A 26518-nucleotide genomic window follows, 5' to 3' on the forward strand; every position below is an offset into this window, starting at 1 on the left:
TGTTTTTCATCGTTTGGATGAAAAGGAGTTAAACATGGCGTTATTGAAAAACAGAAAATATAGAAAAGGGTTCTCTTTGCTTGAGCTAATGTTGGTTTTAGGTGTTATTACTGGATTAATTGTCAGTGCGTTTATGATTTACCCCAAGGCTCAGGCTGCACAGCGAGCAGAGATCGAAGTGAAAAATATTACAGCAATTCAAGCTGGAGTGAAAGCGCTCTATACCTCTGCACCTAATTATAGTGGATTGAACAATACTGTTGCGCTTAATGCCAATGTTTTCCCTGATAGTATGTTAAGTGGTGAGGGGAATGAAAGGAAAATTGTAAATTCATTTAAGGGTGATGTTGATCTTATTGCTTCGGGGAATATATTTTATATAGTTTATTATAGTGTACCAAGTGCAGAATGTGTCAGGTTGCTTTATGCTGTTCGAAATAACTTTAATACTGTAGTGATAAACGGTTTAGGTATTACTGCACAGAGTAACGATTATGATCTTGTTTCAAAGAAATGCAGTTCAACAGAGAAAAATAAACTCATGTTCATTTCTTCATAAGTGAAATGTATTTTTTATTATTCATTTTATCATTGTTAATGATTTGGCCTCTTGACCGATTTTTTATTTTTGCTAATTACCATTTGTGTAAATAAAAAAGGACGGTGATAAATGAAAATAATAAATAAAAAAGGGTTTTCCCTATTGGAAATAACACTGGTGTTAGGTATCGGCACAGCAATGACTTTCATTAAGTTTCAGGATATGAAAACAGAACAAGAAAATATTCTGGCCTCTGCTGTTGGTCAGCAAATGAAACAGATGGGTGAGGCGGTTAATCGTTATATCAGCATTCGCTATGACAAACTTTCAACCCTGACTTCCAGTAGTAGCCAGAGCAGCGATCCGGGACCACGAACCTGTTCGGCTAATGGTTGTGAAATTACGTATCAGACGCTGGTAAATGAAGGGCTATTACCCTCTACCTATACGGGTGTAAACGCGCAGAATTCTTCCTACAAGATCCTGTTAAAGCGCGATGGGGGTTCACCTAATTACGTTATTAACGGGCTGGTTATCACTACGCTGCCTTGGTCAGAAGGGAACCGTGTTCGCTATGACTTACTAGGCCGTGCTATGCAAACGGCTGGTATTGATAGCGGTATGACGCAATCCGCTACGGTTGCATCGGGTACGGCTGGTCAATGGACTGAGAGCCAAAATAATTATAATGGGATAAATGCGGCAGGATTGCTGGCCTACCGTGTTGGATATGACAGCTCTATGTATTCAGTTTATCTACGTCGTGATGGAACATTACCAATGACGGGTGATTTGAATATGGGAGGCCAGAGTATCAACAACGCCAAAGACATCACCGCATCGGGTGACGTGAACGCGACCTCATTTAATGGCACCTATGGGCGTTTTGCCAAGAACGTCAATGTGTCTGAGGATTTAAATGTTATTGGATTTTCCACCTTTGGTAAGAACGTATCGATGAACAGCCAGCTTACGGTAAAAAACGGCATCAACTCTGAAAACTACATTTCAGCAAAAACCCAGAGCAGCAAACTTCAGATTGGTGGTGGAGGCTCTAGCGATCCAAATATGCTCTTGTTGAACGTATCAGGCGGTGCGGGGGATGGCTATCTCTCTCTGAATGGGAATAACAACTCCTCTGTTAAGCTGGATATATGGGGAAGCCAAAGAGTGAGAGGCGACCTCACATTATCGGGTTCAAATGATGGAAAAACGACAGGAGCGATTTCTGCATCAGGAAATATTACAGGTAAATATTTTCAGCCGACTTCAATATCAATTGCAGGTGAGGTTTGTTTACCTGATGGTCTGATAAGCAGAGATCAGACTGGCGCGATATTATCCTGCCAGAATGGGGAATGGAAAGGAACAGGTGGCGGCAGTATCACCCGAACTGCCACTGACAGTTTACGTTTTCAGTCCACGGGGGATTTTAATTATCTCAATGTTTTTGTGGCGTCAAAATTTTATCCGGCAGATGGTACACACACGGGTTCAGCCACGTTTAATGTTCTGGTAGCGGGCAAGACGGTGGGACAAATCACGACTTCCATTACGGTCTGGAAAGCGGGAAGCCGTGGACATTACTGGGGTTATGAAAATACGGGTGCGACATTGCGTATGTTTACGACGGCAGTAAAGCAGGGCGATGTTGTTCAGGTGGTTATGGCAAGTTCTGGATTTCATAGCAGCAGTGATATCAGCGTTTCATTATCTCAGTAAGCGTAGGGAGAATAGGGATTTTTTGACAGGTTTATGACTTAATAAGAAATAATATCTGACCCTAAATAAAAATCTTATTCATCATCTCTGTATCGACGCCTGATACGGGTTTCGGTATTGAACCATCTATAAAAAGCGCCCAACATTCAGCCTTCAAAAGGAATGTTTTACTGTCAAAGGAAAATGACAATGCCGGGTGCTGCTCGTCTCAACGACATTGGAAGTGGTCATGACTGTTTCCCCGAAACCCCGATAACTGAAGGCAGTTCTGATGTAATTGTTAATGGTCAGCCTGCTGCCCGACAAGGTGATGCTGTTCTGCTTCATGGTTGTCCCTGTCCCAATGCACCCCATGGTGTTCATTCCCGAAAAATCGCCGAAGGTTCATCGACCGTCATTATTAACGGTAAAAATGCGGCACGTATTGGCGATGGTATCCATTGTGGTGGCGTCATCACATCTGGCAGTGGCAACGTCATTATCGGTGATACTCCTCATCGTTCTCCGGTTCAGGAATGCGCTAAACAAGCAGCGTTAAGCCGTGCGCCATTACTGGCACTAACACCGATGCTGGCTGTAGAGCCTGTTTTTGCCAAATCCTGTCTACGTGGCGCGGGTTGTACCGATGCGGGAAAAGAAGAAGAGCCACAGGGCAATATTGGGGAAATGAGTTTTTATGTCGCGGAACCTGTTGAGCAGGCTAATCCCTCGCAAGAAAAATCAGTTGAGGTAAAGCAGTATGCGCAGGCGGCGAAAAAGAAAAACACGTCTTCTGCTGCTGTTTCCCCTCCTCAGTCATTTGCCGGAAAAAACGAACCGTTACCCAAGACCCCGCCCGGTGCGATTAACAAGCCTCAGATACCCCCGATGGAACCGTGGTATAAAACGGTTTTTGACTTGTTAGTGGGTAAAGCGGATGCGGCAATGTTGCCGCCACCTCAACAAGTGGTAATGGCAGGTACGGCAGCACAGGCGGGTGCGATCGCTGCTGCGGGTGGCGCTGTAGCTCAGGCCAATCAGGATGCAGCAAAGGCACTGACACATCAGATGAAACGCCTTTCTGGGCCATCAATCTGGCAAGGTCAGTTGCAGATGGCGCAAAGTTTCCTGCTGATGGGAGCGTTGATTCAACACCATCTGAAAGGTGAAAAAGCAGATTTACTGACACCTGAGAAATTGCTTGAGGCAGCTAATAAGCAGGGAACCGTCCCCAGTCGTGTGCGTTATCAGTGGATGGAAGATGAGGAAACAGGCAGGCTGAAGGCGGTTGGCTACCACACCAGTATGGAAAGCGGGCGCGATCAGGTGCGTGTCAGACTACTGAAATATGATTTCCCCAATAACCGCTACGAGTTCTGGGAAGAGGGGGCAACCGGACCAACGATTCTATGGACGCCGGACAATCCGGGCATGGAATTACCCACAGATACGGCACACGGTGAACAGCCTGTTATCCCATCAGCCGTGCCGGGATTTGAAATTCCCGAAATGGATGATGTCAGCATTCTTGCAACACCGATGCCGGACGAGAAGGATTTTCGGGATTACATTCTGGTGTTCCCAGAGAATGCGTTTCCACCGATTTATGTTTATTTGAGTAAGCCTCCGGTTGAGTTTTTAGAAGTCGATCTTTACAGTGATTTTGAAGGCAGATCACGGCAGGGGGAATATCAAGTTGACCATATGCCTTCGGCTGCAGCCGTAAAAGCTCACTACAAACGTTTGCATCCAGAGCTTGGACCAAAGGAGCTGAAAAAACTGTCTAAAAGGGTTGCCGCCATTGCTGTCCCTACTGGCGTCCATCAAAAAAATAGTGAAACATACGGTGGTCGAAATACGCCAGAAAAAGTCGAAGCAGATAGTCATGATCTTCGCTCTGCTACTGACAGTAACTTTGATGCGGAAAAGCAGGCACTTAAAGAACATGGCGCAACGGAAGAGCAATTAGAAGAAGCAAGAGCAAAATTGCACCAACTAAATGAAAGTGTGGGGTTGTACAAAAAATGACTGTGAATGTTGAAGCATTATTTAATCGAATAGGTAAAACTTACCAAGAGATCTTTGATGAAGGATTGATCCCTTATAAAACTAAGCCTAAAGGGGATTCAGGCGATCCTGTATTAGATTTAGATATGGTTAAAGAATCTGTTTACTTAGCTTTTCATCGCTCATCGAGAAAATTGTTTTGTGTGACACTTACACTCTTTGATGAAGACAGGCCAACACAGCAATTCCCAAATGAGCTTCCTCTTCCTTTTAAGAAGGAAATGAGCATCGACTGGATGCATGAAAAATTCGGCATTCCAGAGAAAACCATCCCTTCCAAGGTTATTGGGGGTCTTCAGTTTGGAATGAAAGAAAAGTATAAGTTAGATGGTTTTTATATACCTTTAGCAATGCAGATAGCTTATACCGAGAAAAATACTGTTGAATCAATAACAGTTATGCCAACAGAAGAAATGAAGTGGTAATTACACAAATTAAATTACGATCTCTAAATAGCAGCACACAGGTCGTTGTGCTGCTCAACTTCCCACACAATTAAGGCTGTTCTACTGGAGTCACTTCTGGCGTATGAAAAGTACGGAATAACAAATCGATTCGTTCCCACAAAATAAAAGCCAAAATCTCTTTTGCTTTGGGTTCATCCAGCTCAACAACCGCATAAATTAATGCCCGACACTGATCGATGATTTCTTCCAGTTCCAGCGGCGTGTTATCGAACATGATAAGCCCCCGCTGTTGGATGTTGATATGTGGCAAAAAAAGCAGTAGCCAGATGCAGATTTTCAGGAAGGGAATAGGTAAACTGACAGACAGCCATAGCGTTAGTCCTTATAACGTTGAGGTTAGCCCCTGTCTGGTACGCCAATACCTTTCAGGGGCGATTATTGCATGAATAGCTTTTCGTTAAGGTGTGTACCTGCTTGGCTGCAATGTAAAGCTAGGAATGGTGCTAGTCAATTGCTAAACGCGATATGAAAAATCTACGGTGGGCAAGTCTCCAACGTTTCAGATCTACATAGTCTCAGAGCTGCGTGAAAAATTGGGTGAAACTGCTGGGAATGTGGGTATGAGTCTGGAGAGTTTGTTTAAGAAATTGGCTCAGCGGAGATTAGGGATTGAGGTAAAAAGATAAGGTGTGGGATATTAAATGTATTTATTCGGAAGTATTAATATTAAAATATTCCCTAATCGTATATCACGGAGAATACCATTGTAAATATATTCATCCGTGATATTATCATTCAGCTCACTTTTCGGCTGTGAAGCACGAAACACCCGGTTTATCTGTTCCACATGATCTGATTATTTGATGGGTCTCATCAAATTTATCATTAAGTGCATTAATAAAAATGCCACTATCACCAAAGATAAAACTAATTGCCGTGGCTATCAACGCCGCCAAAACGCCGTATTCAATTGCAGTAGCACCACTCTCGTTACTTAAAAATGAACGAAATTTCAATTCCATAACAGCAACCCCTTGCCTGATTGAAAGTGTGTATACCCTAAATAATTCGAGTTTCAGGCAGACGGCAAGCGAGGGGATCCCGATGACCTTACTCAAGTAAGTTATTCGGGTAACCGAACGAAGCTAACGTACATGCAACTTGAAGTATGACGGGTGTAGTCGTTTTTATCTTATAATCCTTGGCTTTCATGGTAATGATTTTCATTATCAAAATCAATAATGACTTATGGTAGGGACTTTAAGTGGTCTTATGTTTTTACTGCTTTTGTGTTCTGACAGTTATCTCACCCTGATGGTATCAGTCATCCATGACCTTAGCTAAAATTTATCCCTTCTGCCCAAACTCAAACGGCCTCACCATCCCGTTGCTGTTAGCATCCAGAAAATCAGCCCACCATTGCAACATGAGGCGGCGTTGCTCAAGGTGTTTGGCCTTGTGAGTGTAGGCAGCGCGAACGTTGTTCTTTTCCATGTGGCTCATCTGAAGTTCAACCACATCTTCAGGCCAGATACCCGATTCAATTAAGGCACTACACGCCAGCGTTCGGAAACCATGACCACACAGATCGGTTTTGGTGTCATAGCCCATTTTGCGTAGTGCCTTGTTGATGGTGTTTTCACTCATCGGCTTCATCGCATCATAACAGCCAGTCAGGATAAAGCCGTCATCACCGTTAACGTCATAGGTGAGGTCTTTTAGTTCTTTCAAAATTGCCAGTGCTTGATCGCATAGAGGAACATAATGTTTCCTGCGCATTTTGGCACCACGGCCTGAATGTTTGATCCCTTCAATGGCTTCACGCTGTTCAGGGATAACCCACAAAGCGCTTTTGAAATCGATCTCTGACCACCGGGCAAAGCGAAGTTCACTAGAACGCACAAAAATCAGTAGATTGAGTTTTATCGCCAATTGGGTCAGCCTGCTACGGCCTTTATAGGCTTCAATACGTTCCAGTAGGGTAGGTATCTCTTCCAGTTCAATAGCAGGGCGGTGTTCCGTCTGTGGCTTCTGAACCGCACCTTCCAAGTCATAAGCAGGATTGAAACGGATCATCTTTTGCTGGACGGCATAACGCATGATGGCGGTCGCGTACTGTTTCACCCGCATAGCGATTTCCAGATAACCCAGCTTCTCTATCTTTTTGATGGGAATCAGCAGATCGCCTGTATCCAGCTCAGCAATGTCTTTGTTACCTATGTCAGGAAATAGGTAGGTTTCGAGTCGTGTCCATACAGAACGTTGATAATCTTCTGACCATGTAGTTTTGGTGGCAAACCAGCTTTTGGCGACGGTTTTGAAAGCGCGGGTATTGTTACGCTTCTCTTGAATGGTTTTGTTGTCAGCCTGCTTTTTAGCGCTGGGGTCTACTCCAGCGGCTAACAGCTTTTTGGCTTCATCCCGGCGTTGTCTGGCATCAGCCAGTGAAACAGCAGGGTAAACGCCAATGGAAAATACCTTCTGTTTCCCTTCGAAGCGATAACCTAACTGCCAGTATTTTGAACCGTTGGGATGTACCAGCAAGTAGAGGCCGAACCCGTCAGTGAGCTTAACCACTTTTTCCGATGGCTTGGCATTTTTTACTTTAGTATCAGTAAGTGGCATGACGGCTCCCTCCGATTGCTGGTAAAAACGAAATCGAACCAGCTTTACCAGTATTTTTACCAGCAAAAGGGTATGGCTTCGAGTGTTTTTTAGTGAACGAGGGCGAACCTGAAGAAGGGGATAACCAATTGATAAAAAGCAAAAAAGCAGACGTCAGTGAACGTCTGCTTTCTCTAAAATGGCTCCTCTGACTGGACTCGAACCAGTGACATACGGATTAACAGTCCGCCGTTCTACCGACTGAACTACAGAGGAATCGTGTGAACGGGGCGCATAATAACGGCGTGTGCCTTGCATGTCAAAGGCGTAAACCACAAAATTGCACTGTTCGGTGAGAGAATGTGCAATCTGCCGATATTTTTGGCAAATACCGGCATTTTATCGCGTCCTGCCATCGCTAGAGTGTATTCAGCGGCGCTTTCTGTTTATCGGAAAAGGCATACAGTGGCCCTTTTCCTGACAGGGTAAAGAGGGATATCGCTGTAAAGGAGAGGGCAATGCCGCCTAAAATCAGGTAAGTGCCATGAAAACCGATGCTGTCATACATATTGCCAGCAAAGATGGACATGAAAATGATCGATACCTGTTTAAAGAAGCAGAAGCATACCAGATAAATTGTCGCGGAAAAGCGGACTTCAAAGACCGTAGTGATGTATTTGAAGCAGCCTACAATCAGGAACGGTACTTCAAACATGTGCAGCGTTTTCAGCACAATCACTTCGAGCACGGAACTGGCAAAGGCCGAACCAATAATGCGCACTGACATAATCGTACCAGCAATGAGCAGGGCGTTTTTACCACCGATACGGTTCACAATCAGCGGGGCGAAAAACATGATGCTGGCATTAAGCAATTCACCCAGCGTGGTGACGTAGCCAAATACTCGCGTTCCTTCCTGTCGGGTCTCGAAAAATGAGGTGAAGAAGTTGGCAAATTGCTGATCAAACACATCATAGGTGCAAGAAACGCCGACGACATAGAGCGTCAGGAACCAGATTTTGCGTTCTTTTAGCAGTTCGGCTGCCATTTTCAGATTGAACGGTTTTTGGTTGGAGCCTACCTGATCGGCAACGAGAGCACTGGAGGAAGCCTCTGGTTTCGCTAGCAGCAACAGGATGGCGAGGATGACGGCACAACCGGAACCTAGCCAGAAAACGAACTGGTTATTGATGGTAAACATAATACCGACGATAGATGCACAGAGCGCCCAGCCGAGGCAGCCGAACAGACGCGCACGGCCAAATTCAAACTGGCTACGGCGGCTGACTTTCTCGATATAGGCCTCAATAGCTGGTGCACCGCCATTGTTGATGAACCCCAGGTAAATCCCGCCGACAATAGAACCTAAAACGATATTGTATTTTAGTAATGGGCCAAAAACATAAATAAAGAATGGAGCAAAAAATACCAGCATTATGGTAATAATCCATAGCAGGTGTTTTCTCAATCCTAATTTATCGGAGAGTAAACCAAATATTGGTTGAAATAACAGGGCGAAAAAGGATATGCAGGCGAAGATAATCCCTGTGTCACTTTTACTTATTTGGTTAATATCATGAAGCCAAATAGGGAAGAAGGGGAAGTAAGCCCCCATGATGAAGAAATAGAAAAAGAAAAACAGGCCGAATATCCAGAAATTCTTATTATGTAGGTAGTACATGTTATTTTCTCCGATATGCATTATACCCGTTATACTTCAAGCCGCATGTGTGTTGGTTTCCTTGGTTGACTCTGCTCGTAGTGGGCTTTGTCCTAAAGGTGCAACGCATCACGTTGTTCAACACGCTGATGTTTTTGTCACGCAACTCGAATTATTTAGGGTATATATCCGCAGCGTTTATTTTGACGGCGGATATATACCTGCTGGGTACAATCAGGATGAAAAGAGGCGGTAATAACCGCTCTCTTTCGTTGTTTTTTTAATACTGTTTTTTCATATCAATACGGCTGATGATGTTGAAGAGCGACGCGATAGTGATAATGCGTGGCCGTGAGTAAATCATCGCGATGAACGCTAGGGCTCCAAGAGTCATCGCCGCCAATTCCCATGTGGAAGCCATCCAGATTGAGCCAAACGCCTTTTTCCTTTTCTAATAAATGATGGTGGGTACACGTCATCAATTGTGCTAGCCCGTAGCGGCTTAACCCAAAGTGGAAGTTTCCGGTGATGATCCATTTGCCATAGGCCAGCGAGCGTGTATTGCAGCGCAACCCGTTTTCCGTTGGGAAAATATAAGGTGTGTGAAGGTCATCCAGTGGCAGATTCCAGTACCCATGCTGTGCCGCGAGCTGTCGGTCTGGGTAATTTTCATGTGGTCCAAGCCCGACCCAACTGACCTGAGGCGCGATGTCGGCTAACTGGCAGCTCAAGCCCACTCTGGCTAGTGACGGCAGTATCGTGGCGGCATCAACATCGATATCCACAGTCATCACGCCATGTGCATCAATCTGCCAGCGCTTTTTACTCCGTAGCAGGATCTGTCCGGCATGGCGGAATACGTGCTCGGTGGCAATGTGCACGGCATCGGCGAGCTGGTCAGCCTGAATTGCAACACACTGCGTCTGCAATTGATAAAGTCCGGCCGATTTCCAACGTTCGGCCCAGGCGCGCGGATCGATGCGATCGACCTCGCTGATACCGATGTCGTTATCCAGCGGTGCGCGAACAAACTGATCCTGCAAGGGGGTTAACAGCGTTGGAGTATCCGCCGTCCACCACTGTTCCAGCCAGCCGCTCTGGCGGTTAAAGCGCCAGCGCTGTTCGCCTTGAATAATGTCAAAGTACGCATCGGACGAGTGCAGAACAGGAGGTTTCCTCTGTCCAGAACAAAGTGCCTCGGGAAGATGGAGCGGTGTAGGAAGTTGCCACTGATCCCAGGCGCAGCGGTGATTGGCTTCTGACCAGGCGGTGGCTTTCGGCTGTACAACTTCAACATTGAGCCAAAGTTCTCCTGCGCGGTCGACTGTGGGAAGGGCTTCCAGCAGCGTCAGAGTCTGTGTGGCCTGCGGTGCGAGCGTCAGCGGCAGAGAACCTTCTGCGAGCATCTTATCATTCAGCGTAATGCTCCAGTTCAACTGCTCGTTGTCCGTATGGCGAAACAGATATTCACTGGTGATGTGCAGCTCACACGGTGATTCAGCCTGCCAGACGAATTGAATGTGTTGCTGTGCCCGCTGGGCTTCATACAGGCTGGGATGCGGGGTGCGATCGGGAAAAACCAAACCGTCCAGACAGAACTGGCGATCGTTAGGCATGTCGCCAAAATCTCCGCCGTATGCCCAGTAGGCATTGCCTTGTTCGTCGCGGCGGGTCAGCGCCTGATCGACCCAATCCCAAATGAATCCACCCTGTAACCGAGGATATTGGCGGAATGCCTGCCAGTAGCGGGCGAATCCTCCCAGACTGTTGCCCATCGCGTGTGCGTATTCGCAAAGAATGAGTGGCCGATGTTCGTCCGGCATGCTGACCCATTTGGTGATTGACCATTTGGGTACGCTGGGGAAGGGCTGGTCTTCATCAACGCGGGCGTACATAGGGCACACAATGTCGGTTGCACGGCTATTGGCGCCGCCGCCTTCGTAATGCACGGGGCGAGTCGGATCGTGGCGTTTGATCCATTGATAAAGCGCATCATGGTTTGCGCCGTAGCCGGATTCATTTCCCAATGACCAGATAATGATGCAGGGATGATTGCGGTCGCGCTGTACCATCCTTGATACGCGTTCGCTGTAAGCCGGCAGCCAGACGGGATCGTCCGACAGACGATTCATCGGCTGCATGCCGTGCGTCTCAATGTTCGCTTCATCTACAACATACAGACCGTAGCGATCGCACAGCCGATACCACAGCGGATGGTTAGGATAATGTGAGCAGCGTACGGCGTTAAAATTATGCTGTTTCATCAGTATAATATCGTGCCGCATCGTGTCTTCATCCATGACTTGACCGTGCTGTGGGTGATGTTCGTGACGGTTAACCCCGCGGATCAGCAGCGGTTGACCGTTCAGCAGCAGCAGGCCGCTGCGGATTTCAACTTTTCTGAAACCGACATCATAGGCTTCCGCTTCGACTAGCTTACCTTCCGCCGTTTCCAATGCAATGACGGCACGATACAGGTGCGGCTGTTCGGCGCTCCACAGGTCGGGCTGTGGCACGTCGATGCGGAGAAAAGATTTGTCATGATAGGCACCGCGCTCATCGACAATATCGCTGCCGAACGCCTGTCGCGTACCACCGATGAGCTTATTACCACGCCAAAGCTGTGCGTGGATGCGATGGTTTTTGGCCTCAGCTTCAGAGAACGTTGCCTTCACCTGAATATCCAGCGTGCCGTGGCGGAAATCGGCGCTGAGCGGCGTCGTTAGTTGGATATCGCTGAGGTGAACCGCCGGTTTATGCAGAAGCGTGACGTCGCGGAAAATACCGCTCATACGCCACATGTCCTGATCTTCCAGATAGCTGCCGTCAGACCAGCGTAGCACCATCACCGCCAGCCGATTCTCTCCGGTCGTCAGATAGCGACCGAGATCAAACTCCGCAGGCAGGCGACTATCCTGCGAATATCCCACCCAGTGGCCGTTACACCAGAGGTAAAACGCGGAGTTAACGCCATCAAAAATAATCCGCGTTTGTCCGCGACTGATCCAGTCGTGGTTGACCTTAAAAGTGAGCGAGTAACAACCTGTAGGATTGTCTTCTGGAACATAGGGTGGGTTGACGGGGATCGGGTATTTTACGTTGGTGTAAATCGGGGTGTCATAGCCCTGTAGCTGCCAATTGGCAGGCACCGGAATGGTGTCTGAATCAGGCAGATCCTGCTGTAACCAGCTTTCCGGTACGGCTTCTGGGCGGGTGAAATAGCTAAACGTCCATTCACCATTCAGACGACGAAGCCGCTGAGATGGCTCATCTTGTTGTGCAGCAGCCATGCTACGCCAGCTGTTGAACGGTGGGTGAGCAGGGAGCCGCTGATAGTGAGTATAGGCTGGGTTTTCCCAATCACGTCGGGCAAGAATTTCTTGCAGCGTGGCGCGATGGCGTGCTGGATACGGTAAAACGGTATCGCTCATGATGGCTTGGCTCCTGAACGTTTTTGAGTCTACCTTTGTGATTGAATTTTAAAATTGTTATCCGCTCACAATTTCTGTTGCTCATAACATATCGACTCGTAAGGGCGAGTAAAGTGGCATGTGACAATAAAGTGGAAGCGATCACAAAGATCGTTTGTAAAATGAATGGGAATACATCGAATTTGGAAAGCGCTGCGCAATAAATTAACGAGGGATGATAATTAACTTATTGTTTATCAGATTATTTTGTTAGGGTTTGACATCGGTAGTGAAAAACTACTGTTGTGTAAAGGGTTACAAACAGTGTAAAGGATTACAGCCTTTGTAGCTGGCGTGTAATGTCCAACAGATTTTTGGTGAGTTCTTGCAGGGAGGCATGGGTTGATGAATGTACGGCGGTGCTGTGGCGTACGATCAGTTCGGTGGGTAACAGCAGTGACGAACTCTGGGTAGGATCGCGCAGCGTGGCGAGCAAACGAGTGACGCCTTCTTTACCTAATAGCCTGAAATCCTGACGAATGGTTGTCAGTGGCGGAGTGTAATACGCGCTGTCCTGAGTATCGTCAAAGCCGATCACTGACATCTGCTCCGGTACGCGAAGGCCATACTCGTGCAGCGCACGCAGGACGCCAAGCGCCATTTGATCGTTCGCGACAACAATGGCCGAGACGCGCAGGGATTCTCCCAGCAGTGCCAGCGTCTGGTGGTAACCGGATGCGGCGCTCCAGTCACCGTGTAGCACCGAAGCGGGGGACAACTGCTGTTTCTCCAGCTCGGCCAGCCAGCCTTCATAACGCAGGCGGGCGGAGATCGACGTCATTGGCCCGGTCAACAAGGCAATGTATTGATGCCCCAGCTGTACCAGATGCGTGATGGCTAAGCGTGCGCCGTGATCGGGATCGAACATGACGTTGAGTATGTCGGTATGTGGATCGGCATCCATAAACAGCACGGGCGTGTCAGCACAGGTCTGGCTAATGTGGGCGACGTCATCCGTGGAGAGCGGAACATTCACAATAACGCCGCTGACACGTTGAGAAAGCAGGTCGTTAACGGCGTTATTGCAGGTGTTGACATCTGGGCTGCTCAGCATGGACATCACGATGTTAATGCCTAGCTGACTGGCGGTGCTCTTAATTGCTGCGGCAATTTGTGAAGGCGCGTGCAGCGAAAGATCGGTAGTGACCAGCCCCAGCGTGGTGATGGTTTTCCCTGCTAGCTGCTGGGCGACGCGATTAGGCGTGTAGTTAAGCGCCGTCATCGCCTGTTCGACTTTACTGCGAGTGCGGGATGAAACATGAGGCGCTTGGTTCAGCACACGAGAAACTGTCTGATAGGAAACCCCAGCGTACTCGGCGACATCATTTAGTGTTATGGGTTTCTGTTTCATCGCGGCGATTCCGTGCGTGATTATGTACTTGAAAGAGCATTATCATAACAAATCGCGCAGGGAATCCGTAATCGGTGTGCGTATTCCGGCGTAATCGAAGCACTGAAGAGAAGTGGGACAAAATAGTTTCATGCTGAAGCTGGCGTTTGTCGGCTTTTTAGGTGTTTGTAGAAAGTAAAACCGGGAGCAAGCGCTCCCGGTTTGTGGTGGATAGCTACCCGATGTTTACTGCTCGGACAACACAAACATGCCGTAAGGGTGGATTTGCAGATAGTAGCTGTCGCCCGGATTCGGCTGAAGCTGGGTTGCGTTAACCTGCAACAGCATAGACTGACCATGCCAGTCCACCTGCACTTCGTACTGCGGCCCCATGTAGGCGACCTGCGTGATGGTGCAGCGCTGGCTTTCGTCACCCTGATGGCTGAGCGTAATGGCTTCCGGACGAATACCGACGACGGATTCGCTTAATCCGGCGGCAAAGCCCTGCGGACGCGGAATGAGGTAGCCGTAGATATTCACGCTGTCTGCCGTGAAGGTAGCAGGGAAGATATTGGCATCACCCATAAAGCTGGCCATGAAGCGGGAGGCTGGCTGGCGATAAAGCTCCTGCGGCGCACCCAACTGCATGATTTTGCCTTTGTTCATCACCAGAACCATGTCGGACACCGCAAAGGCTTCGCTCTGATCGTGCGTAACATACAGCGAGGTGATGTTGAACTGCTGCTGAAGCTCACGGATTTTCTCACGCATGCTGCGGCGCAGGTTGGCATCAAGGTTACTCAGCGGCTCATCGAACAGCAGCACTTTAGGTTTGAGGATCAGCGCACGCGCCAGAGCGACACGCTGTTGCTGTCCACCAGAAATCTGGTCGACATAGCGATCTTCAAATCCTGCCAGGTCGACCAGCGCCAGCGCTTCTTTTACGCGTTGATTGATTTCCGCCTTCGGACGACCGAGCATTTTCAGCCCGTAGCCGATGTTTTCCCCCAGCGACATGTGTGGGAAGAGGGCGTAAGACTGGAACACCATGCAGATATCACGCTGTTGAATGGAGCGCTCGGTGACGTCTTCGCCATCGATGAAAATCTGGCCTTCCGTCGGCTTTTCCAGACCGGCAACGGCCCGCAGTACCGTGGTTTTACCACAGCCAGACGGCCCCAGCAGCGTGACCATTTTTCCCTGAGGGATCGCCAGATTCAAATCATCAATGACGGTGTTGTTGCCGAAGCGTTTAGTGATGTGCTTCAGTTCGACAAAGCTTTTTTCAGTATTCAAGGTAATCACTCCGCTTAGGCATTATTCTTGGCTTTCGTGCGGGAAATCCGCGCTTCACCGACCAGATAATCGAACAGGAAAATAATGGCCAGCATGACCACAATCAGGATGGAACCGTAGGCAATTGCCATACCGTATTCACCGTCTTCCACGCGGTTAAGAATGTAAGACGTGGCGACGCGAGTATCCGGTGTAACCAGAAAGATAATGGCGCTGACGGTGGTAATCGCACGCACGAAGCTGTATATCAGCGCAGACAAAATGGCCGGACGCAGCAGCGGGAGCAGAATATAGAACACCGTGCGCATCGAACCCGCACGCAGGCTGAGCGACGCCTCATCGAGCGATTTATCCAACTGTCCCAGTCCGGCAATACCCGCACGGATACCAACCGGCACGTTACGCATCACCATCGACATGATGACGATCACCGCCGTTCCCGTTAAGTAAACCGGCGCGCTGTTAAAGGCCAGAATATAAGACACACCGGCAACCGTGCCCGGTACCGCAAAGCACAGCATGGTGGTGAACTCGATGGCTTTCTTGCCGTAGAACTGCTGGCGCACCACGATGTAGGCGATGAGCAGCCCAAACAGTGCCGTAATCGGCGCAGCGATACCCGCGAACAACAGCGTATCCAGCAGGGAAGGCCAGGCACCGTCGCTAAAGCCTTGCCCGAACAGCTTGCTGAAGTTTGCCAGCGTCAGGGTGTAATCCACGCCCCAGTTAACGGTAAAGCTGCCGTAGAAAATGCTGCCGTACAGCAGGACGTTAAAGGCAATCCAGACATAGAGCAGGATGCTGACGATCCACACCAGCGAAACGGGTAGCGGCTGTACATCACCCCGAGAGGACTTACCAGAAATCGTCACGTAGGAGCGTTTACCGATCCACAGATATTGCACGCAGAACACGGCCAGGGAGAACACCAGTAGGACAACACCGAGCGTACTGGCTGACTGGTAATCCAGCTGTGCACCGGTGATATAGAAGTAAATCTGGGTGGCGAGTACATCGAAGTTGCCGCCCAGCACCAGCGGGTTACTGAAGTCGGCCAGCGACTGGACGATCACGATCAGGAACGAGTTGGCGAGCGCCGGTTTCAGCAAGGGCAGGAAAACCCGCTGAAAGGTTTGATAGCGGTTGGCACGCAGGGTGTACGACGCTTCTTCCAGCGACGGATGAATCGTCTTCATCGCGCCTTCCAGAATCATAAACGACATTGGCGTGAAGGCGAGCACCTGCGCTAGCCAGATACCGGTGAAACCGTACAGCCAGTTGGTGTTTGTCAGCCCGAACCAATCCACCATCAGCTCGGTCATGTAACCGGAGCGGCCCATCATCAGCGTTACGCCTAGCCCGACGACAAACGGCGGCGTAACGATAGGCAGAATAGAGAAAATGCGGCCGATAATCGCGGAACGGCGGGCGATGCGCGAGGTATAGATCGCCAGCACCATACCGAAGAAAGTACAGCCGATACCGACGGCAACCGACAGCAGGAATGAGTTCCAGATCACTCGTAAGATGTGCGCCTGACCCAAAATCTGCATAAATGACAGCGGCGCGAACTCACCGCTATCGTTGGTGAACATCGGGATGAAGATGGCGATGCTAGGGTAAAGGATAAAGACGCCAATCAGCGCGATGATGCTGATGAGCGAGCCGATGACGAAGCGATCGCCACCCAGCCAGTCCAGCCTAGAGAGCGCCAGCGTAATAATCGCACTCAGCGCGACAAACAGCGCAATAGTGCCATAGCCCATTCCGCGTCCTTCAACCGTGGCACTGATGACCACGAAAAGAGCACAGAACAACGCGTAAGCCGCATCAAAACGGTGGCGGCCACGCTGTTCCCGACCGGGCGTAAGCAGTGGACGTGCCAGCAACCCTACTGGGAGCAGGAACCACAGCAGGCTGATATTCAGGCTCGACCAGCTGTAGGCCGCCAGCAGTTCATCGCGTGAGGCATCCAGCAGGCCGTAATCCAGGCTCCACGCTGGCAGCAGCAAAAATGTTGCTGCAATCAGCGCCAGCCACAGGAAAACGGGATCCCGCTTAGGCGTCGGTGAAAGAGTTAGTGTGTGTGACATATGGTTCCCTGGTGCGTGCAAGTTTTATACCCGTCATACTTCAAGTTGCCTGTGCGTTGGCTGCCCTTACTCACCCCAGTCACTTACCTGAGTAAGCTCCTGGGGATTCGCTCGGTTGCCGCATTACAAGGCTATAAATGAGCCTTGCCCTAACGGGCCAACGCATAGCGTTGTTCAAAACGCTAACGTTTTGTCACTCAACTCGAATTATTTAGGGATATTGAGTTGTTTTATGAGATTGAATCGTCACAGGTATTGGTTGGTGAATAATATTGAGTAATGGTTAATTAGCGATGCTGAGAACACGGCGTTAAGCGAAATGCGAGCTTACCGCTGTGTTCCCGTTGTTTTGCAATCAATAGCGGTCAATGAATCAAGGGCAATGAATCGAGATTATTGGCCCATTTTGACTTCGTTAACCCACTTGGAAATCAGCTCTTTACGCACGTCTGCCGCGCCGTATTTGTCCATGTCGTAGTTGATCAATTTCAGATCCTGCAACTTCAGCGACAGCGGAGAGGCTTCTGCGGTGGTGTTGGTCAGAATCTGGTAGGACTGGCCTTTCTTCCAGGAGAGTTCCTGTGCTTCTTTTGACAGCGCCCAGTCAACGAACAGCTTGGCGTTATCCATATTGCGCGCGCCTTTCAGGATGCTGACGCCGCCGATTTCATAGCCAGTACCTTCACACGGGGAGATCAGCGTCAGCGGGGCGCCTTTCTCTTTTTCCAGTGAGTAGTCATGCAGGAAGCCGATACCGATAGCGGTTTCGCCACGTGCGGCGTTACGTGCCGGGGCAATACCGGATTTGGTGTACTGCGACACGTTGGTATTCAGTTTTTTCAGGTAATCAAAGGCCTGATCCTGACCCCACAGCTGGGAGAAAGTCGCCAGTGCGGTATAGGCCGTACCGGAACTTTGTGGATCGGCAATCTGGATCTCGCCTTTGTAGATCGGATTGGTCAGATCTTTCCAGCACTGTGGAACGGGCAGGTTTTTCTCCTTCAGGCGGTCGGTGTTGACGCCGAAGCCGAGGATACCGACGTAAACGGCAGACGAGTAGTTGCCTTTACGTTTGGCGGGATCGCGGAACTGCGGCATGATCTGCTCAAGGTTTTTAGATTGATAAGGTTCCAACAGATCCATTTCGCCCGCTTGAGATTGCGGATCCAGCGTGCCGCCGTACCAGACGTCAGCCTGTGGATTTTTCTTCTCTGCATCGACTTTCGCCAGCGTGCTGCCAGAGCCGTTGCGGATAAAGGAGGTTTTAACGTTGTGTTTCTCACCGAAGGCCTTGGCTTCTTCCTCGCAGAAGGCGTTAGTGGCGCTACAGTAAATGACCAGGCGTCCTTCAGCCCGAGCAGTGGTGGTGGTAACAGCAGCAACGGTCAGTCCAGCGGCGATGAGGGTAGTTAAGGTACTCAGTTTCATGATGTTTTCCTTTATAGGTGTCTATCTGTTGTTATTGCTATTTTGATGTCATCAAACGTTCCCGGCGGCTGACACCTGCCATCAGCAGCGGCATCAATAACAGTCCGATGCAGGCTGAAGCCAACGCCAGCAGAGTAAAAAATCCCGACCATCCGTAGTGTTGCAGCACCTGTGCTAGCGGCCAGCCCGCCAGCGCTGCCCCCAGATAGGCAAACAACGCCAGAAAACCTGTCACCGTGCCTGCGGCATCCTTTACGCGTCAGGTAAAACGTGGCGTACCCGATGACCATGGAAATCAACAACCGCGGTCGCCAGTAGCGATAACGCTGGCTGATTTGTGTTGGTGAAAGCTGTCCCGGTGGAAACATGGGTGCCTGCATGGGGTTCTCCGTCGCGTTGAGAGAAGAGTAGGGGGATGTGAATTAAAAAGGATGAGACAAGGTTTTAGGTAGCTAGGAATAATTCCTAGCTAATCGTCTTTTTGTTTAAATTTTGTGGGCAGGTTAACAATTATGTGCGTACCGCGCGGCGTGGCAGATTCGCTAAGGGTGGCAGCTTTTACCAGCCAGTTACCGCCCAGCGCCTGTACACGCTCCTCGATACCTCGCAGGCCGAAGCCACCGCCTGTCGGATTCGGCCTGTCTTTTTGTGTGATGCCCACACCGTTATCAATGACGTCGAGCGTAATCAGGTCATCTTGCTGGGAAAGTCGAACGGTAATCTGCGTCGCGCTGGCGTGCTTGTTGATATTGTTGAGCAACTCCTGCACCAGCCGATAAAGCGTGAAAACCACCACGTCATCATGCGGCGGCGTGGGAAGCTGATAATCCAGTTGAAACTGGATGCCGCGAGCCGAGAAGGCAAACTCATCCGCCAGATGATGCAGCGCTTTATCTAACACCATTTCATCCAGCACCGGCGGGCGCAGCTGGCGCAGAAGCTGGCGGGTGGTGTGGTGGATGCGCCGCGACAGCTCGCTGATTTGTCCGGCGGCATGCTGGGCGGCATCGGCAGGCGCGCTGTGTTTCACCAGCATGGCCTGAATCTGAATGGCAGTGATGTTTTGGCCGATGTCATCGTGCAGTTCGCGCGCGATGTCTTTGCGCACGGCCTCTTCGGTGTGGATGATGCGCTCCATAAGCCGCCGCCGGGTTTTCAGCTCCTGCTCCAACTGATGACGATAGCGCTGGAGCCGCTGTGCCAGCTGTTGCTGACGGCTTATCGCGATCCCCAGCCCAATGCCGAGTAGCGCCTGCGTAGAGAGAAAGAGCTCCAGTTCGCGCAGATCGTCGAAGGCTCCGCTTACCTGACGTGTGACGGCAATCATCAGGCTGCCGAGCACGGCGGAGAGCACGCCGCCTTGCCAGCCGAATTTATACGCCATGACCACGTTAGGTAGAAAAACGAAGATCAGCAGCAGGCGTTCCATCTCGGGTGTAAACGTCATTTGCAGGCAAACGCCGATAGAAAAAAACAGCGAGCACCAAATCAGCAGCGAGGTGCGCAGCGGCGGATCGGGGATCTCCTGTGCCAGCAATGTCTGCAAGTGCTGCTGCTTGATGTATTCGTACAGCAAATAGATGAACGGAATCAGCAGGACGCCGCCGGTAAACGTCGCCAGCAGCGTTTGTGTCAGCTGCGAATGTAACCAGGGGCCGATGGCGATGCCGTGCAGAACGGTGTTGAGTGTCAGCGCCGCCAGTAATAGCAGGAGTCGCTGCCAATAAAGCGTATAGCGATGCCAAATTTTATGCGTGATGATGGCCGGAATCAGGCTAAGGAACGGGGAAAGTAGCAGCAGCGAACGCGTCATGAGCTGTTCGCTGATAAGCCAGCTCTGGATGGCGATTTCCGTAATCAGCAAGGTCGGCCAGTATTTGCGCGGCAGCAAAATCATCAGCGCCAATCGCAGCCCTTGTGGTAACAGCAGCGCCGCCTGCTGGCCGTTGTTGCTCAAATAGAAACTGATGGTCCACAGCGCCAGCCAAATCAGGCTATAGAAAAAGGCGAGAAACAGCGTCATACCGATGACGTGCAGGCGGCGCATGATTTATTTTCCAGCCAGCAGTTGGTGTTGCAGTGCAAAGTGCACCAGCTCTACCGTGGATTCACACTGTAGCTTACTGAGAATATTGGCGCGGTGAACGTGAACGGTCTTATGGCTGAGTTCGAGCTGTTCAGCGATGCTTTTCACACTAATCCCGTTGATCAGCAAGCTGAATATTTCTCGCTCGCGTGGGGTCAGCGACAGTAGCTCTTTCGGTGGCTGCTGTTGATGGCGAATGGCATGCAGTGCATCGGCGCAGAGGTAAAGACCGCCGCTGCTAACCACGCGAACCGCCTGCACTAACTCTTCCGGGCCGCAGCGCTTCGTGAGATAGCCGCCCGCGCCCGCGTCCAGCGCGCTTTGTACAAACGCCGTGGTGTCATAGATGCTCAGAATAATGGCGCGAAAATTGGGGCGCTGCTGACGCAGACGGGTTAATAACGACAGGCCGCTTTCGTCCGGCATGGCGATATCAATCACGGCGACATCAATCGGCTGTTTGAGTAGATGGGGCCACGCCTGCGCCGCCGAAGCATATTGTCCAACAACCTGAATGTCATTTTCTAATGTCAGAAGCTGTGCAAAGCCAGACCGTACAACGATGTGATCGTCAACTAAAGCCACATTAATCATGGTTTCGCCGTGTGAATTCAAAGTCATCAAAACGTCATAATGCGGGGGAATGTAGAGGTGAGCAATAGCAGATAGGTAAAATGGAATCGGCTTAACAGATATATCCGTCATACTTCAAGCTGCTTGTGCGTTGGCAATACTCGGCTCCTCTCTGAGCCTCGCCCTGAAGGGCCGCCGTAAACGGCGTTCAAATTGGCTGAGCCAATTTGTCCTTACTCACCCCAGTCACTTACTTGTGTAAGCTCCTGGGGATTCTTGCGGTTGCCGCGTTACAAGGCCATAAATGGGCCTTGCCCTAAAGGGTCAACGCAAAGCGTTGTTCAAAACGCTAACGTTTTGTCACGCAACTCGAATTATTTAGGATATATATCACTCTTTATTGACCGAATAATGAAATGCATATTCATAGAACGCGGAGTTATTTGACTCGGTGAATTATGGGGCGTTACTGTTTTTCTCTTTAAATCAATACAGTTACGATATCAGGTAAACCAGAATGATGAATAAATGGCGTATAGCGCTGGTGGCGGGAATGGTTACGGCGGCGATGGCGTTGACGGCATGCGATAGCGCAAGTCACTCTGCCAACCACATTAAAGTCGGTGTGATTAACGGCGCGGAACAGGACGTCGCCGACGTCGCGAAGAAAGTGGCAAAAGAAAAGTATGGTCTGGATGTTGAGCTGGTGGGGTTCAGCGGTTCACTCTTGCCGAACGAGGCGACGGATAAAAGCGATTTGGATGCGAACGTCTTTCAGCATCGTCCTTTCCTCGGACAGCAAAATCGCGAACACGGTTATAAGCTGGTGGCGGTAGGAAATACCTTCGTTTTCCCGATGGCGGGTTATTCGAAGAAAATTAAAAATATCAATGATCTGAAAGACGGCGATACCATTGCGATTCCTTTCGACCCTACCAATTTGGGGCGAGCGTTGCTGCTACTGAAAAAGACCGGATTAATTACTCTAAAGCCTGACACGGGGTTATTGCCGACGGTGCTGGATATCACGACGAATCCACACAACCTGCGTATTATAGAAGTGGAAGGGGCACAGTTGCCGCGTTTGTTAGACGATCCGCAAGTGACGGTAGCTATTATTAGTTCAACCTATATTCAGCAAACGGGCTTAACGCCAACGAAAGACGGTATTTTTATTGAAGATAAAGAATCACCGTATGTGAATATCATTGTGACGCGTGAAAATAATAAAGATGCGGAAAACATCAAAAAGTTTATTCAAGCCTATCAGACTGATGAAGTTGAACAAGCTGCAAACCGTATTTTTAATGGTGGTGCGGTAAAAGGTTGGTGATGGTAATAACCCGATAACTGCAATGCTGTCATCTTTATTTAAAAGATGATGGCGTGTTAATTATTGGCTTGCTCGAAATTTAATTATTAAAATTAATTCAATGAAAAAATTTAAATGTTTTTTAATTAAAATATAATATACCATTTCCAGCACTTAAAATGATGGTTAAATATTAAATCCCCCGGTAATGTAACGTTCAAAAATTGTCACTACATCCGTTAAGAAAAATTATTTATGCCAAATAGATACGTTATATCTAAGATGGAGAATACGGTTAATTTTAGAAATTTCCTCTCTAAAAAAACCGTATATAATATAAAAACCAGCATTAAATCTCCGCGCTAATTTTTAAATGTTTTTTTTAATGTAGTCTTTTTTAAGCTCAGCAGCTAAGGTTATGTATGTTTTTTCAAAAAGCAAATTAATTGCACCCATTGGAAGTTCTTTAGGATTGGCCGCTAAATAACCAGATATCAGGTTGCTTGTTTGCGTAAATAATAGCGTTATTTTTTCATCTTGATACATTTTATCTGTTAGCATAATAAATCTATCCTAGAAAGTTAGTATGTCGGAAGGTGAATATTATTTCATGAGAAAGAATATATCAAGAATATTTTATCATTATAAAAATAGCGAGGGTTGTTATTATAATCCCTGTGATTTACTTATTTATATAATTATTATATAAAAAATTAATGTTAAATTATTTTTTATTAATATACTGTATACCCTAAGTAATTCGAATTTCAGGACAAAACGTTAACGTTTTGAACAACGCAAAGCGTTAGCCCTTTAGGGCGATGCTCATGAATGAGCATCGTAACGCAACAAGCAAAGGACAAATTCGTCGGGAACGAATTTGACCAGCCAACGGCTTGCCTTCGGTGAGAGACAGGATGTCTCTCATGTCATCCCGATGAGTTTACTTGAGTAAGTATTCGGGTGACTGACAAATCAGCCAGAGGCAGGTTTGAACGCTGCTTGCAGCGGCCCCAACGGGGCGAGGTCCGCGCAAGTGGACTGAGTATTGAAGCCAATGTACATGCAACTTGAAGTATGACGGATATATATCCGTGCTCATTGAAGATGCTTGTGATTTTATGTATCAAGAAGATCATCCTTTTCCGACATGAAAATATTTATCACTGATGAGCAAAAAATCGAGTTTGAACACCTTCATGACACCAGTTGTAATGACCCGATTCTGTTTATCCGACGCAGGCGACGACGCTCAGCTATGGATGGATACGGAAAGGGCATAAAGAGTCAGTTAAAACAAAAAGAAGTCGAACACGTCTGAGTATCTGGGACGCTGACTCTACGTGATGTGATATTGGCAACACGGTTATTCACGGTCGCTTTCAGGTGCTCAAACCTGCGTCTTGAGATTTATTGGGTATAGCGAAGTGTGGCAAAGAAAAAATTCAAAATAACTAACTGGAAAACCTGTAATAATGCATTCTGAGGGTGCTGATCGCTTGGCTCTGTGCTACCGCCGTGTGGTCCGACACTGCCGAATCTGTGCAGTGTGGTAGGTCGTTGCGTTATTCCGATGGTGTTGTTTTTATCTATCTGATTTTGCGACATAAAAATTTATCTTTTATCACGCCGTCAAAGAAACGACCTTTAGAGACGACAGCGTCAGAAATAAATTTTTTATAGATAGATTCAGGCACGTCAACGTATTGATAGGTATCTTTGTTATGAAACGCTATCTCAAGGGTGCGCGTCTTTGGGTCATACCCAATAGAATCAATTCGTGATGATAAAATCTGCTTTTGCTGCAATGATCGTTCCTCCCTTGTGTAAAATAAGATCAAATTATAAAAAATTCACTGCATGGCGCATTGTCGACGATCATGCTTATTTATTGAATATGTATCAAATTTTTGATGAATTGGTTAGCAAAATCGTGGGTCTGTAATTTTCATGCTTTGAATTTGTTCAATGACGGGAAATTTATCTGTCTAAAAAAGCCATGATGAAAACCTGAAATGATGGATAAAACCGGGTGCTGCTTCTTTTCAGCTGCCGCCTGAAGCTGAAGCACAGATTTTCAACGAGCTAGAATAGCTATTCCAATGCGTATTCAATCCTGTTTCGGCCGTTGGCTTTGGCCTGATAGAGTGCATCGTCTGCTGCTTTTATCAGGCATTCATAGTCTGGATGACCACTATAGACGGCGATGCCTGCGCTGATAGTCATGGTAACGCGTGCACCGTTTTGCAGATGAATCGGATGATCCTGAATTTTCTTTCTGAGGCGATCGATGATGGTATGGGCTGCGGCTTTGGGTGTTTCAATCAGCACGATCATAAACTCTTCCCCACCATAACGGAAAACATAGTCACTGTTTCTCGTACTTTCATACAGAATCTCGGCAATTCTTTTTAACATGCTATCGCCAGTTGCGTGACCATAGGTGTCATTAACGGATTTAAAATGGTCAATGTCAATCATGGCGATACTCAGTGGTGTATTTGAGTGCATTGCCAGCGATATTTCATGCCTGAGAATGGTGGGTAGGAAGCGACGGTTTAGCAGAAGGGTTAGCGTATCCTTGCCACTCTCCAGTTTTTGGACTTCGTCAAATAGTGACCCCAGCAGCATATTTATTTTATAAATTTTGCTTCTGACCGCTTTAAGTAGTGGAGCATAATCCTGCTGCGTCAGTAGTGCAGAGTTGCTATAGCTGCGAATGTACTCATCGGTTTCAGTCATGATGGTAGCGATAGTACGAATTCCCTGAATGTTACTGAAGCTGGATTTCCCCTTATGGTTAAACCACAGGCCAAAATCTGAATCACTCAAATCCTGGATGCTGGAAAGGGGAGTACCGGTAGCAACGCTAAAAATGAAGGCATTTTCCCAATTTAGCAGCGATGCATTTTGCCGCTCTCTCTCCATACTGGCATTTTCCAGAATAGAAAACAGCCGGTAGGATTCTTCATTTTTTGCGGCCATATCGTGTGATTGTGAATACGTCTTGCTCATTATCTCTATAGCAATATCCATGGAAATAGAAGTGAAACGCATGGCATCAAAGCATAGTGCTTTATCGCTTGCCACTTGTGCGATTTCTTCATAAAGGTGCCATTTTAGACGTCGCGCTCCGCGTTCAACTAGATCGACGGGAATACCTATACGAGCATGAACCTGACCAATTTTCTTTTGATGGCTAATTAGTTCAGCGAGGTGAGTTCCCGTGTTCGTTAGAATGACCGCTATCCATTTACTCATGGAACCATGGAGCCGATCGTGGACTTGCTGGCTGGAAAGAAAAAGGGAAGCCTCCTGATCTTTGAGCATGTAGGAATAAAAATCGTCAGCGAAGTCTGCTGCTTTCTGAGCAGCAAGGGTACGCAGTAGATTAAAAGATTTTTGTGAGGTTGTGGCTATCAATTGCATCCATTCTGATGTTATGACTTGATTGTAGTCTGGCTCATCGTTATCTCTCTGCTCATTAACGTTCAATAATTCGTTCAACTTTTAATCTCTTTTGTGAATATGCTGGATGTACTAGGATAGAAACGATCAACTTTCTTGCCTGAATGATTGATATTTAATGACAGAGAGGGTCTATATGCCGTTGTTAAAAATAAATAAAATTAATCATTTCATACAGGCACTATTATTACCGTAGCCATGAATGATAATGCTGTTTTTTTGATGTTAGAAGCTATTTTGAGATAATTTTATGAAAGTTAATGATTTAGTTACTGTCAAAACTGATGGGAAGACGCGCCGGGAAGGTATAGTTCTGGCTGTGGAAACGTTTCAGGAAGGGATTATGTATTTAGTTGCATTAAAAGATTACCCTGCTGGTATCTGGTTTTTCAATGAGGTTGACAGTAAAGACGGGACGTTTGTTGAGCCAAAGATCTTGCCAGAAAAAGAGTAAAGGGGAACACACCGATATACGAGCATTG

At 48.1% G+C, this 26518-nt stretch carries 20 protein-coding genes, 1 tRNA gene and 2 pseudogenes; 7 read left to right on the forward strand and 16 right to left on the reverse strand.

Translation table 11 applies throughout. The features are described 5' to 3' along the window. The first annotated feature begins 34 nt into the window (after positions 1–34). The 4 genes from JFY74_07975 to JFY74_07990 all read left to right on the forward strand — a co-directional run bounded on the left by JFY74_07975 (position 35) and on the right by JFY74_07990 (position 4734). Positions 35–559, forward strand: a complete 525-nt coding sequence (locus JFY74_07975) for a prepilin-type N-terminal cleavage/methylation domain-containing protein (GenBank protein ID QQG29954.1) — start codon at positions 35–37, stop codon at positions 557–559. A 111-nt stretch (positions 560–670) separates the two neighbouring features. Continuing rightward, a complete protein-coding gene (pilV, locus tag JFY74_07980; protein ID QQG29955.1) occupies positions 671–2263 on the forward strand; it encodes a shufflon system plasmid conjugative transfer pilus tip adhesin PilV in 1593 nt (530 codons plus the stop codon). 189 nt (positions 2264–2452) lie between these two features. Next, complete coding sequence (locus JFY74_07985) at positions 2453–4270, forward strand: S-type pyocin domain-containing protein (GenBank protein QQG29956.1); 1818 nt, start codon at positions 2453–2455, stop codon at positions 4268–4270. Next, positions 4267–4734, forward strand: a complete 468-nt coding sequence (locus tag JFY74_07990; protein ID QQG29957.1) for a pyocin immunity protein — start codon at positions 4267–4269, stop codon at positions 4732–4734. Before JFY74_07985 ends, JFY74_07990 begins: the two co-directional genes overlap by 4 nt. A 70-nt stretch (positions 4735–4804) precedes the next feature. Here JFY74_07990 and JFY74_07995 read toward each other — a convergent pair whose 3' ends face one another. From JFY74_07995 to JFY74_08055, 13 genes and pseudogenes are all read right to left on the reverse strand, one after another. Further along, complete coding sequence (locus JFY74_07995) at positions 4805–4990, reverse strand: hypothetical protein (GenBank protein QQG29958.1); 186 nt, start codon at positions 4988–4990, stop codon at positions 4805–4807. Positions 4991–5516: 526 nt separating this feature from the next. Then, positions 5517–5738 carry a Flp family type IVb pilin gene (locus JFY74_08000; protein ID QQG29959.1) on the reverse strand — a complete coding sequence of 74 codons (222 nt, stop codon included), beginning with the start codon at positions 5736–5738 and terminating at the stop codon, positions 5517–5519. A gap of 325 nt (positions 5739–6063) precedes the next feature. Continuing rightward, positions 6064–7341 carry an integrase arm-type DNA-binding domain-containing protein gene (locus JFY74_08005; GenBank protein ID QQG29960.1) on the reverse strand — a complete coding sequence of 426 codons (1278 nt, stop codon included), beginning with the start codon at positions 7339–7341 and terminating at the stop codon, positions 6064–6066. A 179-nt stretch (positions 7342–7520) separates the two neighbouring features. Beyond that, positions 7521–7596 (reverse strand) — tRNA-Asn (locus JFY74_08010). A 142-nt stretch (positions 7597–7738) separates the two neighbouring features. Further along, positions 7739–9001: an MFS transporter gene (locus JFY74_08015; GenBank protein QQG29961.1), complete on the reverse strand. Its 1263-nt coding sequence runs from the start codon at positions 8999–9001 to the stop codon at positions 7739–7741. Between the two features lie 278 nt (positions 9002–9279). Then, positions 9280–12411: a beta-galactosidase gene (locus JFY74_08020; GenBank protein ID QQG29962.1), complete on the reverse strand. Its 3132-nt coding sequence runs from the start codon at positions 12409–12411 to the stop codon at positions 9280–9282. Between the two features lie 313 nt (positions 12412–12724). Beyond that, a complete protein-coding gene (locus tag JFY74_08025; protein ID QQG29963.1) occupies positions 12725–13801 on the reverse strand; it encodes a LacI family DNA-binding transcriptional regulator in 1077 nt (358 codons plus the stop codon). A 225-nt stretch (positions 13802–14026) separates the two neighbouring features. Next, a complete protein-coding gene (gene fbpC, locus JFY74_08030) occupies positions 14027–15085 on the reverse strand; it encodes a ferric ABC transporter ATP-binding protein (protein ID QQG29964.1) in 1059 nt (352 codons plus the stop codon). A 5-nt stretch (positions 15086–15090) separates the two neighbouring features. Beyond that, positions 15091–17169 (reverse strand): iron ABC transporter permease, encoded by a 2079-nt coding sequence (locus tag JFY74_08035; protein ID QQG29965.1) that lies wholly within the window; start codon positions 17167–17169, stop codon positions 15091–15093. Positions 17170–17562: 393 nt separating this feature from the next. Continuing rightward, complete coding sequence (locus JFY74_08040) at positions 17563–18597, reverse strand: ABC transporter substrate-binding protein (protein ID QQG29966.1); 1035 nt, start codon at positions 18595–18597, stop codon at positions 17563–17565. 37 nt (positions 18598–18634) lie between these two features. Further along, a pseudogene (locus JFY74_08045) lies at positions 18635–18850 on the reverse strand (MFS transporter family glucose-6-phosphate receptor UhpC). Between the two features lie 216 nt (positions 18851–19066). Continuing rightward, a complete protein-coding gene (locus JFY74_08050) occupies positions 19067–20644 on the reverse strand; it encodes an MASE1 domain-containing protein (protein ID QQG29967.1) in 1578 nt (525 codons plus the stop codon). Between the two features lie 3 nt (positions 20645–20647). After that, a complete protein-coding gene (locus tag JFY74_08055) occupies positions 20648–21277 on the reverse strand; it encodes a response regulator transcription factor (GenBank protein QQG30481.1) in 630 nt (209 codons plus the stop codon). 496 nt (positions 21278–21773) lie between these two features. On the opposite strand from JFY74_08055, the gene JFY74_08060 reads away from it, so the two are divergent. After that, positions 21774–22589, forward strand: coding sequence for a MetQ/NlpA family lipoprotein (locus tag JFY74_08060; GenBank protein ID QQG29968.1), 816 nt, complete (start codon positions 21774–21776; stop codon positions 22587–22589). Between the two features lie 348 nt (positions 22590–22937). On the opposite strand, the gene JFY74_08065 is transcribed toward JFY74_08060, so the two are convergent. Further along, positions 22938–23129 carry a hypothetical protein gene (locus tag JFY74_08065; GenBank protein QQG29969.1) on the reverse strand — a complete coding sequence of 64 codons (192 nt, stop codon included), beginning with the start codon at positions 23127–23129 and terminating at the stop codon, positions 22938–22940. A gap of 652 nt (positions 23130–23781) precedes the next feature. On the opposite strand from JFY74_08065, the pseudogene JFY74_08070 reads away from it, so the two are divergent. Beyond that, positions 23782–23894: pseudogene (locus JFY74_08070) on the forward strand (IS630 family transposase). 263 nt (positions 23895–24157) lie between these two features. Here JFY74_08070 and JFY74_08075 read toward each other — a convergent pair. Next, the gene (locus tag JFY74_08075) at positions 24158–24376 is read right to left on the reverse strand and encodes a KTSC domain-containing protein (GenBank protein ID QQG29970.1); all 219 of its coding nucleotides are present in this window, start codon (positions 24374–24376) and stop codon (positions 24158–24160) included. Positions 24377–24662: 286 nt separating this feature from the next. Continuing rightward, complete coding sequence (locus tag JFY74_08080) at positions 24663–26075, reverse strand: diguanylate cyclase (GenBank protein ID QQG29971.1); 1413 nt, start codon at positions 26073–26075, stop codon at positions 24663–24665. Positions 26076–26286: 211 nt separating this feature from the next. Here JFY74_08080 and dsrB point away from each other — a divergent pair, with 211 nt between their 5' ends. Further along, positions 26287–26490: a protein DsrB gene (gene dsrB / locus JFY74_08085; protein ID QQG29972.1), complete on the forward strand. Its 204-nt coding sequence runs from the start codon at positions 26287–26289 to the stop codon at positions 26488–26490. Positions 26491–26518 lie beyond the last annotated feature (28 nt).

The sequence above is a fragment of the Pectobacterium carotovorum genome, from assembly GCA_016415585.1.
Taxonomy (GTDB): Bacteria; Pseudomonadota; Gammaproteobacteria; order Enterobacterales; family Enterobacteriaceae; genus Pectobacterium; species Pectobacterium carotovorum_K.